Here is a 13,805-nt window from a genome sequence, read left to right on the forward strand (position 1 = left end):
CTCATCTCGCCGAGCGCACGGTGAGCGGGTCGGGCGGGAACAGCTCCAGCCGGTGGGCGAGGGCCGCGGCCTCTCCCCGGCCCGATACGCCGAGCTTGCCGAGGATGTTCGAGACGTGGACGCTCGCGGTCTTCGGGGAGATGAAGAGTTTCTCGGCGATCTGCCGGTTGGTGCGGCCGGCGGAGACCAGGCGCAGGACGTCGCGCTCCCGGCTGGTGAGGCCGAGCGCCTCGACGGGGTCGGCGGGGACAGCTCTCCGCGCCGGGACCCTGGTGAGCGTCAGCCGGGCCCGCTGGGCGAGCAGGGCGACGGAGTCGGCGAGCGGGCGGGCGCCGAGGTGCTCGGCGACGGCGGCGGCCAGCCGGAGCAGTTCGGTGGCGCGGTCGCGCTCGTCGTCACCGCCGTCGGAGTCGGACAGGAGGGCTTCGGCGAGGCGGTGGCGGACGCGGGCGAGGTCGTAGGGGCGATCCAGGCATTCGAAGGCCTCGACCGCCTCGGACCAGTCGTCGGGGGTGCCGCGTCCGTCGGCGTGCAGCAGTTCGGCGCGGAGCCAGCGTTCGTGGGCCCGCCAGACGGGGACGTTCGTGGCCACCGGCTTGGCGGCCTCCCGGATGCGGTCGAGGATCTTGGGCCGGTCGGTGTCGGCGACGGGCAGGCCGATGGACTGGGTCTCCGCGACGGCCGCGGCGAGCAGCAGGGGCCAGACGTCGAACTGTGTGCCGGGCCGGAAGCCGGAGTCCAGGGCCTGTTCGAGGGTGGCCCGGGCGTCCAGGAGGCGGCCTTCGGCGGCGGCGATCTGGATCTCGATCCGCTCCAGGGGCTGGTGGTGCTGGGGTGCGACATCGAGGGTGCCGAAGTGGTCGCGGGCCGCTGCCAGTTGGCGGCGGGCCTCGGCCACATCGCCCCGGGCGAAGGCGAGTTCGGCGCGGAGTGTGGCGTTGAACCCGCGTGGTTTGGTCCGCCGGCTCACGAGCTCCGCCTTGGTCACGGCCTCGGTGGCCTCGTCCCAACGCCCCAGGGTGAAGAGGGATTCGGCGAGGTTTCCCCAGATCCAGGCCTCTTTGTCGAACTGGCCGAACTTCTTGGCGTAGACGAGCCCCGTCTCCAGGATCGGCACGGCCTCGCGGGAGCGGCCGACCGATTCGAGGGAGGACGGAAGGTTGACATAGCTGCGCCCGGCGACGGTGGTGATGCCCTCGTCGACCGTCCGTTCGTTCACCTCGGCCAGCTCGGCGAGGCCCGCTTCGACGTCGCCAGAGGCGACCATGAGGCCGGCCAGAGTGAGGCGCGCGTCCATCTCGATCTCGCGGGCGCCCACCATGCGCGCGTACTCGACCGCACGCTCGGCGGCCACGTAGGCGTCCGGACCGGGCACATGGACCATGGACCAGCCGGCGACCTGGGCCAGTACCTCGGCGTGCACTTCGGAGGGCGGCAGTCCGCGGACCAGTTCCTGGGCGGCGGCCAGTTCGGGCCAGCCGTCGCCGCGGGCCTGGTGCCGGACCAGGACGGAGCGCTGCACCCAGAACCAGGCGGCCCGCAGCGGGTCCCCCTCGTCCTCCAGGAGGTGCAGTGCCCGCTTGGTGATCTTCAGCGCGCGCTCGCGCTCCCCGCTCAGCCGGCCGGCGACGGCGGCCTCCGCCATCAGGTCGAGGTAGCGCAGGGGTGTGGTCTCCGGGTCGCAGCCGCAGGGTGGATAGACCTCGGTGTAGTCGACGGGGCGCAGGGCTGCGCGTACGGCGTCGGGGGCGGTGTCCCACAGCTCCATCGCCCGCTCCAGGAGCCGCAGTTGCTCGGAGTGGGCGTGTCGGCCGCGGGCCGCGACAGAGGCGTCCAGGACGGCGGGGAGGGCCTTGGCCGGGTCGTGGGCGTGGTACCAGTAGCTCGCCAGGCGCATGACGCGCTGGTCGGCGGGGACGAGCGTCGGGTCGGCCTCCAGCGCTTCGGCGTAGCGGCGGTTGAGGCGGGAGCGCTCGCCGGGCAGCAGGTCGTCGCCGACCGCCTCGCGGACCAGGGAGTGGCGGAAGCGGTAGCCGTCGCCGCCGGGGGCGGCCTGGAGGATGTTGGCGCCGACGGTGGCCCGGAGCGCCTCGATGAGGTCGTCCTCGGCGAGCCGGGCGACGGCGGCGAGCAGCCGGTACTCGACGGTGGAGCCGCCCTCGGCCACGATCCGGGCGACCCGCTGGGCGCTCTCGGGCAGTGACTCGACACGGACGAGGAGCAGGTCGCGCAGCGAGTCGGTGAGGCTGCTGCGGCAGCCGTCGTGGGCGGCGACGGCGAGTTCCTCGACGAAGAAGGCGTTGCCGTCGGAGCGTTCGAAGATCTCGTCGACCTGGGCGGGGTCCGGTTCGGCGGCGCGGATGCCGGCGATCTGGCGGCCCACTTCCTGCCGGTTGAAGCGGCCGAGTTCGATGCGGCGGACCGTGCGGAGCCGGTCGAGTTCGGCGAGCAGGGGGCGCAGCGGGTGGCGGCGGTGGATGTCGTCGGCGCGGTAGGTGGCGAGGACGAGGAGGCGGCCGGTGCGCAGGGTACGGAAGAGGTAGGCGAGGAGGTGGCGGGTGGAGGCGTCGGCCCAGTGCAGGTCCTCCAGGGCGACGACGACGGTGCGGTCGGCGGCGACGCGCTCAAGGAGGCGTGCGGTGAGTTCGAAGAGGCGGGCCATGCCCTCCTCGTCGTGGCCGCGGGCCCGCCCGCCGGTGGCCGCCTCCGCCAACTCGGGGAGCAGCCGGGCGAGTTCCTCCTCCTGTCCGGCGGCTGCCGCGGACAGCTCGGCGGGCAGTTCGCGGCGCAGGGCGCGCAGGGCCGTGGAGAACGGGGCGAAGGGCAGTCCGTCCGCGCCGATCTCGACACAGCCGCCGAGGGCGACGACGGCGCCGCGGCGGCAGGCGGCGGTGGCGAACTCCTCGACGAGCCTGGTCTTGCCGACGCCGGCCTCGCCGCCCAGCAGCAACGCCTGCGGCTCGCCCGCGGCAGCGCGGGCGAGCGCCTCGTTCAGCGTGTCCAGTTCGCCGGTCCGGCCGACGAAGACCGGACTGACGGACCTGGTCTCCACGTTTCCGAGCATGTCACGCGGGTCTGACAACGCGGCACCGGTTTTCGGGCGGGCGACCGCGGGGAGGAGCGCCTCGCCGACCTGCCGGGCAGGTGCCGTACGACCGCCCTCCCGTGCCCGGCCGCTCACCACGCGCGGGCGAACAGGTGCCGGCGGGAGCGGCTGCTGTGCACCTCCCCCTCGGCGGCCTGGCGGGCCTGCTCGCGGCGGGCGGCGCGGCGGCTGCGGACGGTCTCGCGGGCCAGGCGCTCGTTGGCGGCCTGACGGCGGAGTTCGGCGGAGCGGATCTGGTGGATCTCGTACTCGTACATCTCAAGTCCCTTGGTGGAGTTCGGTTTCGGGCTTCGCTTTCTGCGATGCCTCAACCTTCGTCTCCAAGGGGGGTCCGCCACATCGGGAGAGTTCCGCATCTTGCGGGGCCCGGCGGGCCTTAGACATGCGTAAGGGGTCTTAGGGCCTCCGTAAGGTACTTACGGAGGCCCTAAGACCCCTGGGAACGTGCGGTGAGACTGCCTGTCGTCAGGTGGCCGACGGCAGGCTGAGCAGCAGGTCGGTGTACTTGAGGACGGCCAGCAGCAGTCCTACGACGCCGAGTGCGACGCCCGCCCAGGCGACCGACTTGATCCAGGTGGCCTGCGGCTTGCCCGGGGTGCCGAACGCGGGCCGGATGAGGGCCGCGACACCGACGAGCGCGGCGACCAGCGCGAAGATGCCGGCCCACAGCGCGGTGGTGTGCCAGGCGTCGCCGTAGACCTCCTTGATCTGGGTGGACACGCTCGCGGTGGAGGCGGTGTGGAGCTGGCCCACGAGGGTCTCGCGGGCGGCGGCGACGGAGCCGATCCAGCCGCCGGAGAGCGAGATGAAGCCGAGTGCGGCCGAGACCACTGCGGCGGCGCCCTGGCCGACGCCGGAGGGACCCTCCTCCTGGTCGTGCTGGAGCTTCGCGAGCTCGGCCGCGTACTCCTCCTCGGTGAGGTCGTCGTCGTGCTCGACCTCGTCCGCAGCCTCGTTCTCGCCTTCCGTCGCGGTCACTTCCTCGTCGGTCTTGGTGACATCGGTCTTGGTGACGTCGACGGTCTCCGCGTCGCTCTTCACCTCGGTGGCCTCGTTCGCGGCCTCGTCAACAGTCTTGGTACCCATGGTGCGCACGGTAGGGGTGGTTTCTGAGAAGTTCCTTAAAGATCGCTGTGTTGCGCACGCGCGCGTGCCTCGCGCCACTCGGGGGCGAGTACGGACCACACCTCTATGTCGTGCCGTACGCCCCCGTGGGGGTGGGATTCGCGGAGGACCGCGTCCCTGGTCATGCCCATGCGGCGGGCAACATTCAGGCTCTTCTCATTGCCCGCGGCGGCATGCCATTCGACGCGGTGGATGCCGCGCTGTTCGATCGCGAAGTCGATGAGAATCCGTATCGCGCGGGTGATCAGCCCGCGACCGGCAGCGGCGGGTTCCAGCCAGCAGCCGACCTCGCAGTTGCCCTGGTCGGCGTGGAAGTTCAGGAAGAGGACCCCGCCCACGAGCTTCCCGTCCAGCCAGATGCCGTGCAGGGACGCGCTGTCGGCGGCGCGCAGGTCGGCGTAGCGCTGGAGCATCTCGCGCGTGGACTCGACGTCGGTCGCCTTCGAGCCGAAGGTGATGAACTGGCCGATGAACTCCCGGCCGCGGTCCAGATGCGCGAGGAACTCCTCGGCGTGCCACGGCTCCAGGGGACGCAGTTCGGCTCCGTCGTCACCCAGGGATATCGCGTACATCCTGCTCCTGCTCCTTCGCCAGGACGTCCGCCACCTCGGCGTCCGTCGCGGCGGCCAGCCTCTCATGGGCGGCGCGGCACTCGGGGGGCTCGATGCTGATGCGGGGCAGGACGCGGTCGAGGCCCCGGGGCAGCCACCAGTTGGCGCCGCCGAGGAGGTGCATGAGGGCGGGCACCAGGAGGGTGCGCAGGACGAAGGCGTCCAGGGCGACGGCGGACGCGAGGGCGATGCCGAACATGGCGATCACGCGGTCGCCGCTGAGCACGAAGGCGAGGAAGACCGAGATCATGATGACGGCGGCCGAGTTGATCACCCGGCTGGTCTCGGCGAGGCCGACACGGACGGCGCGGCGGTTGTCGCCGGTTTCCAGCCATTCCTCGTACATCCGGCTGACCAGGAAGACCTGGTAGTCCATGGAGAGCCCGAAGAGGACCGACACCATGATCACGGGGAGGAAGGGTTCGATCGGTCCGGCGCGTCCGAGGCCGAGGAACTCGCTCCCCCAGCCCCACTGGAAGATCGCGACGACGACTCCGAAGGCGGCGGCCACGGCGGCGACGTTCATCGCGGCGGCCTTGAGGGGGATGCCGATCGACCGGAAGGCGAGCAGGAGCAGCACACAGCCGAGCGAGATGACGACCCCGACGAACAGCGGGAGTTTGCCGACGATGACGGCGGCGAAGTCGTCGTAGCCGGCCGTCACGCCACCCACGTGGATGTCGAGCGAGGTGCCCGTCTCGGCCCGCGGCAGTACCTCGGTGCGCAGCCGGTCGACGAGTGCGCTGGTCTTCTGTGACTGCGGTGCCGAGTCAGGGACGACCGAGAAGTACCCGGTGGAGCCGCTGCTGTCGTAGGTCACCGGGGTCACGGAGGCGACGCCCTCGGTGGTGCGCAGGGTGGCGTCGAGGTTGTCGAGGGTGAGCTTGTCCTCGGCGCCGTCGATCTTGGTGACGAGGGTCAGCGGGCCGTTGACGCCGGGGCCGAATCCTTCGGCGAGGAGGTCGTAGGCCTGGCGGGTGGTCGACGACTTGGGGTCGTTGCCCTGGTCGGAGGTGCCCAGGTGGAGCGCGAAGGTGGGCAGCGCGAGGACGGCCATGACGATCAGGGCGAGGGTGCCGAGCAGTTTGGGCCGGCGCTCGACGAACGCGGACCAGCGGGCGGCGAGGCCGGTGGGCAGCTCCGGCTGGGGCCCGTGGTCGGCCAGTCGGCGCCGTTCGCGGCGGCTCAGGGCGCGGGGGCCGATGAAGGCCAGCAGGGCCGGGAGAAGCGTCACGGAGGCCGCCACGGTGAGCACCACGGTCAACGAGGCGGCGATAGCGACCCCGTTGAGGAAGCCGAGCCGCAGGATCAGCATCCCGAGGAGGGCGATGCACACCGTGGCGCCCGCGAAGACGACCGCGCGCCCGGTGGTGACGACCGCGTTGGTGACCGCTTCGGTGACGGACAGCCCGCGCTTGAGCCCGCGGCGGTGTCTGGTCACGATGAACAGCGCGTAGTCGATGCCGACGCCGAGCCCGATCAGCATGCCGAGCATGGGCGCGAAGTCGGCGACGGTCATGGCGTGCCCGAGCAGCACGATCGCCGCGTACGCGGTGCCGACGCTCAACAGGGCGGTACCGATGGGCAGCAGCGAGGCCGCGAGCGACCCGAAGGCGAGGAACAGCACGAGCGCGGCCACGGCGACCCCGACGATCTCGGCGGTGTGCCCGCTCGACGACTCGGTGGCCCCGATGGCGCTGCCGCCCAACTCCACCTGGAGCCCGTCGGTCTCGGCAGCCTTGGCCGCGCTCACGACCGCCTGCGCCTCGGACTTGCCGATGTCCTCGGCCTGGTGCGCGAAGGTGACGGTGGCGTACGCGGTCCGTCCGTCGGCGCTGATCCGACCCGTGCCCTGGCCGTCGTAGGGGCTGACCACGGAGGCCACTCCGGGCAGGTTCGCGATCTTGTCCAGGGCCCCGGTCATGGTCTGTTCGACGTCGGCGGCACGGACGGAGCCGGGCGAGGTGTGCCAGACAACGGTGTCACTGTCGCCGCCGAGACCCGGGAAGCCCTCCTTGAGCAGCTGGGTGGCGCGGCCCGACTCGGTGCCGGGGGCCTCGTAGTCGTTCGAGTACGCCGAGCCGGTGACGGAGGCGGCCGCGGTGACCCCGCCGAACGCGAGGAGCCACAACAGGACGGCGACGAGGCGGTGCCGCACACACCAGCGGGCAAGGGCTGCCACGAACGTGCTCCCGGGGATGGTGAATTGTGGATCTTTGACCGGGAAAATTCGTTCAAGGGATGAACAGCCCGCAAAGAACGCATGAGCAATACGGGGCCCACTCTTGCAGCCGAAAATGATCGTTTATCGCGTTCATGCACTTATTCACAGGAGTGCGAGCCAGATCACAGGACAGTAACGGCAACTCTGTCACGCCACCCGGCTCAGTCGAACTGGTCCCCCAGCGCCATCACCATCGCGCCGACGACCAGCAGCCACAGCGCCCGCCTGGTACGCCCTCTGGACCCGAGCACCGACGCGAGCGCACACACCGCGGCGCCCACGGCGTAGGCGGCCGGAACCACCGCCGGCGCCGACCCGCTGGCCCGGAGCGCCGCCGCGGCCACACCGGCGAGGGCCAGCACGGCACCGGTCAGCGCGGCCGTCCAACGGGCCCGCCGCGCGTCCAGCACCGCATCCCCGAAGTCCGGTATCTCGGAATCTCCGCGTCCGTCCATGGCGGGGGAGCGTAGCGCGTCCGCCTGAGAAACCTGGTGCGCGGCCAACCGACGTCCTCCACAATCTCGTTGCTTCCTCACAGCAACCTACGCAGAACCGGAGGACCGCGTTCACCGATGCCCGACACCGACTTGCCCAACCGTCTGACCCACCCCGACTACCCGCGCAGCAACGGCTACGACGCCCGCTGGACGATCGAGAACCAGATGGGCCCGCACGCCCTGTGGCTGCTGGAGTGGCTGGCCCCGGCGCTCGGCCTGGACACCCTGCGACCGGGCGCCCGCGTCCTGGACCTGGGCTGCGGGCGCGCCATGACCTCCGTCTTCCTCGCCAAGGAGTACGACCTCCAGGTCACCGCCGCCGACCTGTGGGTGAAGCCCGAAGAGAACGCCGTACGGATCGCCGAGGCGGGCGTCGCGGACCGGGTGCTCCCCCTGCATGTGGAGGCGCACGATCTCCCCTTCGGGGACGGCACGTTCGACGCGATCGTGTCGATCGACGCCTACCAGTATTTCGGCACCGCCGACCTCTATCTGCCCACTCTGACAAGGCTGTTGAAGCCGGGCGGACGGATCGGCGCCGTGATGCCCGCATTGCGGGAGGAGCTGCCGGGCGACGAACCGCCGGAGCATCTGAAGCAGTACTGGGAATGGGACCCGGGCTTCTGGGCCTTCCACTCCCCCGCCTGGTGGCGCAGGCACTGGACACGCAGCAGGGCCGTGGAGGTCGAGACGGCCGACTGGCTGCCCGACGGATGGCGCGACTGGCTGTTGTGGAGCGAGGTGTGCGCCCAGGAGAGCCCGAGCGAGTTCATGGCGGACATGGCACGCAAGTCGGTGGAGCTGGTACACGCCGACGTGGACCATCTGATCGGCTTCACACGCGTCGTGGGGCGCCGCCTCTGACGTGACCCGCCTGGGGGGATGCATCGGTTGCGATGCATCCCCCAGGGAGTTCACTCGCGTCAGCCTTCGCTGACGCCCAGCTGCTCCAGGATCAGTTCCTTGACGCGGGCCGCGTCGGCCTGGCCTCGGGTGGCCTTCATGACCGCGCCGACCAGGGCGCCGGCCGCCGCCACCTTGCCGCCGCGGATCTTGTCGGCGATGCCCGGGTTGCCGGCAATGGCCTCCTGGACGGCGGTGGTGAGGGCGCCGTCGTCGGAGACGACCTTCAGGCCGCGCTTCTCGACGACCTCGTCCGGGGTGCCCTCGCCGGCGAGGACGCCTTCGATGACCTGGCGGGCCAGCTTGTCGTTCAGGTCGCCTGCGGTCACCAGCACGGTGACGCGGGCGACCTGCTCCGGCGTGATGGGCAGCTCGTCGAGCGCCTTGCCGGACTCGTTGGCGCTGCGGGCGAGTTCACCCATCCACCACTTGCGCGCGGAGGCCGAGTCCGCACCGGCGTCGATCGTGGCGACGATCGAGTCGATGGCACCGGCGTTGAGGATCGACTGCATGTCGAACGCGCCGATCCCCCACTCCTCGCTCAGCCGGTTGCGGCGGGCCAGCGGCTGCTCCGGAAGCCCGGCGCGGATCTCCTCGACCCACGCGCGCGAGGGGGCCACCGGCACCAGGTCCGGCTCGGGGAAGTACCGGTAGTCCTCCGCCTCCTCCTTCACGCGGCCCGAGGTCGTGGACCCGGTGTCCTCGTGGAAGTGGCGGGTCTCCTGGATGATCGTGCCGCCGGAGTTCAGCACCGCGGCGTGGCGCTGGATCTCGTAACGGGCGGCACGCTCCACGGAACGCAGCGAGTTGACGTTCTTCGTCTCGCTCCGGGTGCCGAACTTCTCGCGGCCGTGCGGGCGCAGCGACAGGTTCACGTCGCAGCGCATCTGCCCCTGCTCCATGCGGGCTTCCGACACACCGAGCGCCCGGATCAGCTCGCGCAGCTCGGCGACGTACGCCTTGGCGACCTCGGGAGCACGCTCACCGGCGCCCTCGATCGGCTTGGTGACGATCTCGATGAGCGGGATGCCGGCGCGGTTGTAGTCGAGCAGCGAGTGCGAGGCGCCGTGGATACGGCCCGTCGCGCCGCCGACGTGCAGCGACTTGCCGGTGTCCTCCTCCATGTGGGCGCGCTCGATCTGCACCCGGAAGGTCTCGCCGTCCTCCAACTGGACGTCCAGATAGCCGTTGAAGGCGATCGGCTCGTCGTACTGGGAGGTCTGGAAGTTCTTCGGCATGTCCGGATAGAAGTAGTTCTTCCGGGCGAAGCGGCACCACTCGGCGATCTCGCAGTTCAGCGCGAGACCGATCTTGATCGCGGACTCGACGCCGATCGCGTTGACGACCGGGAGCGCGCCGGGCATGCCGAGGCAGGTCGGGCAGGTCTGCGAGTTCGGTTCGGCGCCCAGTTCGGTCGAACAGCCGCAGAACATCTTGGTCTTGGTGCCGAGTTCGACATGGACCTCAAGGCCCATGACGGGGTCGTACGACGCCAGCGCGTCCTCGTACGACTCCAGGTCGGTCGTGGTGGTCACGGTGAACTTTCCCTCTCAGCCCAGCAGGACGTCGTCGTCGCCCAGCCGCTTCAGCTCGCGGTACAGGATGGCGAAGCCGGTGACGATCGCGACGGCGGACACCGTGGCGTCGATCAGACGGAGCGTGTCGTGCTCGGAGCGCGCCTTCTTGATCTGCTTGGCGACACCCAGCGCGCCGAACGCGGTGGTGGCCATCGACACATACGTGCCGGACTTGGACTTCTTGAAGCCCTTGGCCTTCGACAGTGCATTGCTCACAGCGACGGAGCCTCCTCAAGCAGCGGGTGGCCCCACTTTTCCACGAAGGCGGCCTCGACGGCGGCGCCGACCTTGTAAAGCCGGTCGTCCTTCAGCGCCGGGGCGATGATCTGCAGCCCGACCGGGAGGCCGTCCTCCGGCGCGAGGCCGCAGGGCAGCGACATGGCCGAGTTGCCCGCCAGGTTGGTCGGGATGGTGCACAGGTCCGCGAGGTACATCGCCATCGGGTCGTCGGCACGCTCGCCGATCGGGAAGGCGGTGGTCGGCGTCGTCGGCGACACGATCACGTCGACGCTCTCGAACGACTTCTCGAAGTCGCGGGTGATGAGCGTACGGACCTTCTGGGCACTGCCGTAGTACGCGTCGTAGTAGCCGGAACTCAGCGCGTACGTCCCGAGCATGATGCGGCGCTTCACCTCGGGGCCGAAGCCCGCCTCACGGGTGAGGGAGGTGACCTCTTCGGCCGAGTGGGTGCCGTCGTCGCCGACACGGAGGCCGTAGCGCAGGCCGTCGAAGCGGGCGAGGTTGGAGGAGCACTCGGAGGGCGCGATCAGGTAGTACGCCGACAGGGCGAGGTCGAAGGACGGGCAGTCCAGCTCGACGATCTCGGCGCCCAGTTCCTTCAGTACGGCGACGGCCTCGTCGAAGCGCTGGATGACGCCGGCCTGGTAGCCCTCGCCGCGGAATTGCTTGACGACGCCGACGCGCATGCCCTGCACGCTGCCGTTCCGTGCGGCCTCGACGACCGGCGGGACCGGGGCGTCGATGGACGTGGAGTCCAGCGGGTCGTGCCCGGCGATGACCTCGTGCAGGAGGGCCGCGTCCAGGACCGTACGGGCGCAGGGCCCGCCCTGGTCGAGGGAGGACGAGAAGGCGACCATGCCGTAGCGGGAGACCGCGCCGTACGTCGGCTTCACGCCGACCGTGCCGGTGACGGCGGCCGGCTGACGGATCGAGCCGCCGGTGTCGGTGCCGATCGCGAGCGGCGCCTGGAAGGAGGCGAGCGCGGCGGAGGAACCGCCGCCGGAGCCGCCGGGGATCTTGGTCAGATCCCACGGGTTGCCGGTCGGCCCATACGCGCTGTTCTCGGTGCTCGACCCCATGGCGAACTCGTCCATGTTGGTCTTGCCGAGGATGACCACGTCGGCGGCCTTCAGCCGCTTGGTGACCGTCGCGTCGTACGGCGGGATCCAGCCTTCGAGGATCTTGGAGCCGACCGTGGTCGGGATGCCCTCGGTGGTGAAGATGTCCTTGAGCGCGAGCGGGACGCCGGCCAGCGGGCCGAGCTGCTCGCCCCTGGCCCGCTTCTCGTCGACGGCACGGGCCTGCGCGAGGGCGCCCTCGCGGTCGACGTGCAGGAAGGCGTGTACCTTCGCGTCGACCTCCTCGATCCGGGCGAGGTGGGCCTCGGTGACCTCGACGGCCGTGAGGACGCCGGACGCGATGTTCGCGGCGGTCTCGGCGGCGGTGAGCCGGATGATGCTGCTGTGGTCCGTCATGGTGATTAGTCCTCCCCCAGGATCTGCGGCACCTTGAAACGCTGCTGCTCCTGGGCCGGGGCGCCGGAGAGCGCCTGCTCGGGGGTGAGCGAGGGACGGACCTCGTCCGCGCGCATGACGTTCGTCAGCGGCAGCGGGTGGGAGGTCGGCGGTACGTCTTGGTCGGCGACCTCGCTGACGCGGGCGACCGCGCCGATGATGTCGTCCAGCTGTCCCGCGAAGTGTTCGAGCTCTTCGGGCTTCAGCTCCAGACGCGCCAGCCGGGCGAGGTGGGCGACCTCCTCGCGCGTGATGCCAGGCATGCAGCGTTCCTCTGGGGTGAGTGTGTGTGGTTTGGCGCCAATCCTATGGGGCGGGGGCCCTCAGCCGTTAAACGGTTTCTCCGGAGCCCCGGTCCTCAGCCTCTCGCATCCCACACCGCGCTCTTCATGAAGTGGTTGTCGTACAGCTCCTGCACCTCCAGGAGGCTCTCCGGACCGACCTCTCCGAGGGCGATGCGCTGCAGGTGACGGAAGTACTCGAAGCGCTCGACGCCGGGCGTGATGACGATGAGGAGGTCGGCGTCGGCGCCGGGTGCGGCGGCGAAGGCGTGGGGCAGGCCCGGCGGGACGACGACGAGGTCACCGGGTCCGGCGGTGACGACCTGGTCGCCGGAGAGGATCTCGGCGGCGCCGTCCAGCAGGAAGAACATCTCGGCGGAGTTGGTGTGCCAGTGCGGTTTGGCGCCGTCCGCTCCCCCGGTGAGGGTGACGCGCTGGGTGGACAGCGCACCGCCGGTCGCACTGCTGTCGGCCAGCAACTTCACCGTGGTGGGAGCGCGCCCGACCACCTCGGCCTCGGCATCGCGGACGATCACGGACTCATCGAACTTCGGTACGAGCAACGACATTTCGGGACCCCGTTCGGATTTCTGGCTTCTGGCTTCTGACTTCAGACGAGGAACAGCAGCACGGCACTGATCAGTACAACGATCGCCGTGGCGAAGTGGATCCCGAAGGCCATGGCCTTCGTCCCGCCGTTGCGCAGCACTATCAGGGTGTCGCCGAACGGCACGAGTGCCACGCAGAGCATGAACCAGGCCTCGGGGCGCGCCCCGGCGAAGACCAGCAGCGCAAGGCCCACCAGACCCAGCGTGCCGTCCCTGAGGCCCTTGATCGCGAGGTAGGCGCCGGCGTCGCCGGCGGGATCGGCCGGAACTCCGTAACCGGCGGCGGCGGCGCCGGGCTGGAACAGGAACCGGTAGCCGAGAAACAGGCAGAACAGGTCCAGCACGATCGCCAGGGTGTACGCGGTGATGGTCATGCCACTTCTCCTCGTCTCGTTTTTCTAGCATTGCTAGCGACAAGAGCGAAGCTAGCAGAGCGTCGACAGGAAGGCTAGCGATGCTAGAATTCCGGGCATGACGATTCAGACGCGCCGGGAGCGCGAACGGGCGGAGCGGGAGCGGCTGATCGTCTCGGCCGCGCGGGAACTGGCCGAGACGGAGGGCTGGGACGCGGTGACGACACGGCGGCTGGCGGCCGTGATCGAGTACAGCCAGCCCGTGCTCTACAGCCACTTCAAGGACAAGGGCGCCATCATGGCGGCGGTCGCGGTGCAGGGCTGCGAGGAGATCGCGGCCGAGATGCGCACGGCACGCACGGCGGCGAAGGGCGCCCGCGCGGCGCTGACCGCGGTGGGCGAGACGTACACGTCGTTCGCGCGTCGCCGCCCCGCGCTCTACGACGTCATGTTCACGCACACGGTCGACCTGCCGTTCGCCACCCCGGAGGCACCGGCGGCCTTGCAGGCGGCGTTCGGCGAACTGTTCAAGGCAGTCCAGCCGATCGCGGCCAAGGGCGACGACGTAGGCCTACTCACCGAGACCTATTGGGCAGGCCTGCACGGCCTGGTAACCCTGATGCGCAGCGGCCGCCTACCGGAGGAGGACCACGACCAACGTCTGGCGCTACTGATCGCCCACTTCACAACAGGCGTGAGTTGAGCCACCTAAGGGGCGCGGGGCCGTGTCGATTTGCGGCTCCGCCGCGTGGGCGCGCCCAGCCAC

Annotated in this window: 14 protein-coding genes; 2 read left to right on the top strand and 12 right to left on the bottom strand. The window is 70.4% G+C overall.

Annotated features, from left to right (window positions below; genetic code table 11):
- Position 1 precedes the first annotated feature (1 nt).
- From AB0I69_RS19670 to AB0I69_RS19695, 6 genes are all read right to left on the bottom strand, one after another.
- Positions 2-3,064 (bottom strand): AAA family ATPase, encoded by a 3,063-nt coding sequence (locus AB0I69_RS19670; RefSeq protein ID WP_363096894.1) that lies wholly within the window; start codon positions 3,062-3,064, stop codon positions 2-4.
- A 113-nt stretch (positions 3,065-3,177) separates the two neighbouring features.
- Positions 3,178-3,363: a hypothetical protein gene (locus AB0I69_RS19675; protein ID WP_363096895.1), complete on the bottom strand. Its 186-nt coding sequence runs from the start codon at positions 3,361-3,363 to the stop codon at positions 3,178-3,180.
- Between the two features lie 208 nt (positions 3,364-3,571).
- Positions 3,572-4,192 (bottom strand): hypothetical protein, encoded by a 621-nt coding sequence (locus AB0I69_RS19680; protein ID WP_363096896.1) that lies wholly within the window; start codon positions 4,190-4,192, stop codon positions 3,572-3,574.
- 35 nt (positions 4,193-4,227) lie between these two features.
- A complete protein-coding gene (locus tag AB0I69_RS19685) occupies positions 4,228-4,803 on the bottom strand; it encodes a GNAT family protein (protein ID WP_363096897.1) in 576 nt (191 codons plus the stop codon).
- Positions 4,781-7,024 carry an MMPL family transporter gene (locus AB0I69_RS19690; RefSeq protein ID WP_363096898.1) on the bottom strand — a complete coding sequence of 748 codons (2,244 nt, stop codon included), beginning with the start codon at positions 7,022-7,024 and terminating at the stop codon, positions 4,781-4,783. The genes AB0I69_RS19685 and AB0I69_RS19690 overlap by 23 nt, the downstream gene beginning before the upstream one ends.
- A 203-nt stretch (positions 7,025-7,227) precedes the next feature.
- Positions 7,228-7,521, bottom strand: coding sequence for a hypothetical protein (locus AB0I69_RS19695; protein ID WP_363096899.1), 294 nt, complete (start codon positions 7,519-7,521; stop codon positions 7,228-7,230).
- 117 nt (positions 7,522-7,638) lie between these two features.
- Here AB0I69_RS19695 and AB0I69_RS19700 point away from each other — a divergent pair, with 117 nt between their 5' ends.
- Positions 7,639-8,427 carry a methyltransferase domain-containing protein gene (locus AB0I69_RS19700; protein WP_363096900.1) on the top strand — a complete coding sequence of 263 codons (789 nt, stop codon included), beginning with the start codon at positions 7,639-7,641 and terminating at the stop codon, positions 8,425-8,427.
- A gap of 59 nt (positions 8,428-8,486) precedes the next feature.
- Here AB0I69_RS19700 and gatB read toward each other — a convergent pair whose 3' ends face one another.
- From gatB to AB0I69_RS19730, 6 genes are all read right to left on the bottom strand, one after another.
- A complete protein-coding gene (gatB, locus tag AB0I69_RS19705) occupies positions 8,487-10,001 on the bottom strand; it encodes an Asp-tRNA(Asn)/Glu-tRNA(Gln) amidotransferase subunit GatB (RefSeq protein WP_363096901.1) in 1,515 nt (504 codons plus the stop codon).
- A gap of 15 nt (positions 10,002-10,016) precedes the next feature.
- On the bottom strand, positions 10,017-10,259 hold the full coding sequence (locus AB0I69_RS19710) for a hypothetical protein (RefSeq protein ID WP_363096902.1): 243 nt from the start codon (positions 10,257-10,259) through the stop codon (positions 10,017-10,019).
- Positions 10,256-11,758, bottom strand: a complete 1,503-nt coding sequence (gatA, locus tag AB0I69_RS19715; protein WP_363096903.1) for an Asp-tRNA(Asn)/Glu-tRNA(Gln) amidotransferase subunit GatA — start codon at positions 11,756-11,758, stop codon at positions 10,256-10,258. The genes AB0I69_RS19710 and gatA overlap by 4 nt, the downstream gene beginning before the upstream one ends.
- Before the next feature lie 5 nt (positions 11,759-11,763).
- Positions 11,764-12,060 (bottom strand): Asp-tRNA(Asn)/Glu-tRNA(Gln) amidotransferase subunit GatC, encoded by a 297-nt coding sequence (gatC, locus tag AB0I69_RS19720; protein WP_007384860.1) that lies wholly within the window; start codon positions 12,058-12,060, stop codon positions 11,764-11,766.
- Positions 12,061-12,155: 95 nt separating this feature from the next.
- Positions 12,156-12,647, bottom strand: a complete 492-nt coding sequence (locus AB0I69_RS19725; protein WP_363096904.1) for a cupin domain-containing protein — start codon at positions 12,645-12,647, stop codon at positions 12,156-12,158.
- Positions 12,648-12,688: 41 nt separating this feature from the next.
- The gene (locus tag AB0I69_RS19730) at positions 12,689-13,060 is read right to left on the bottom strand and encodes a DUF4267 domain-containing protein (RefSeq protein WP_363096905.1); all 372 of its coding nucleotides are present in this window, start codon (positions 13,058-13,060) and stop codon (positions 12,689-12,691) included.
- A gap of 97 nt (positions 13,061-13,157) precedes the next feature.
- On the opposite strand from AB0I69_RS19730, the gene AB0I69_RS19735 reads away from it, so the two are divergent.
- Entirely contained in the window at positions 13,158-13,742 is a 585-nt protein-coding gene (locus tag AB0I69_RS19735; RefSeq protein ID WP_363096906.1) for a TetR/AcrR family transcriptional regulator, read from the top strand.
- Positions 13,743-13,805: the final 63 nt, after the last annotated feature.

The sequence above is a fragment of the Streptomyces sp. NPDC050508 genome (assembly GCF_040655155.1).
GTDB lineage: Bacteria > Actinomycetota > Actinomycetes > Streptomycetales > Streptomycetaceae > Streptomyces.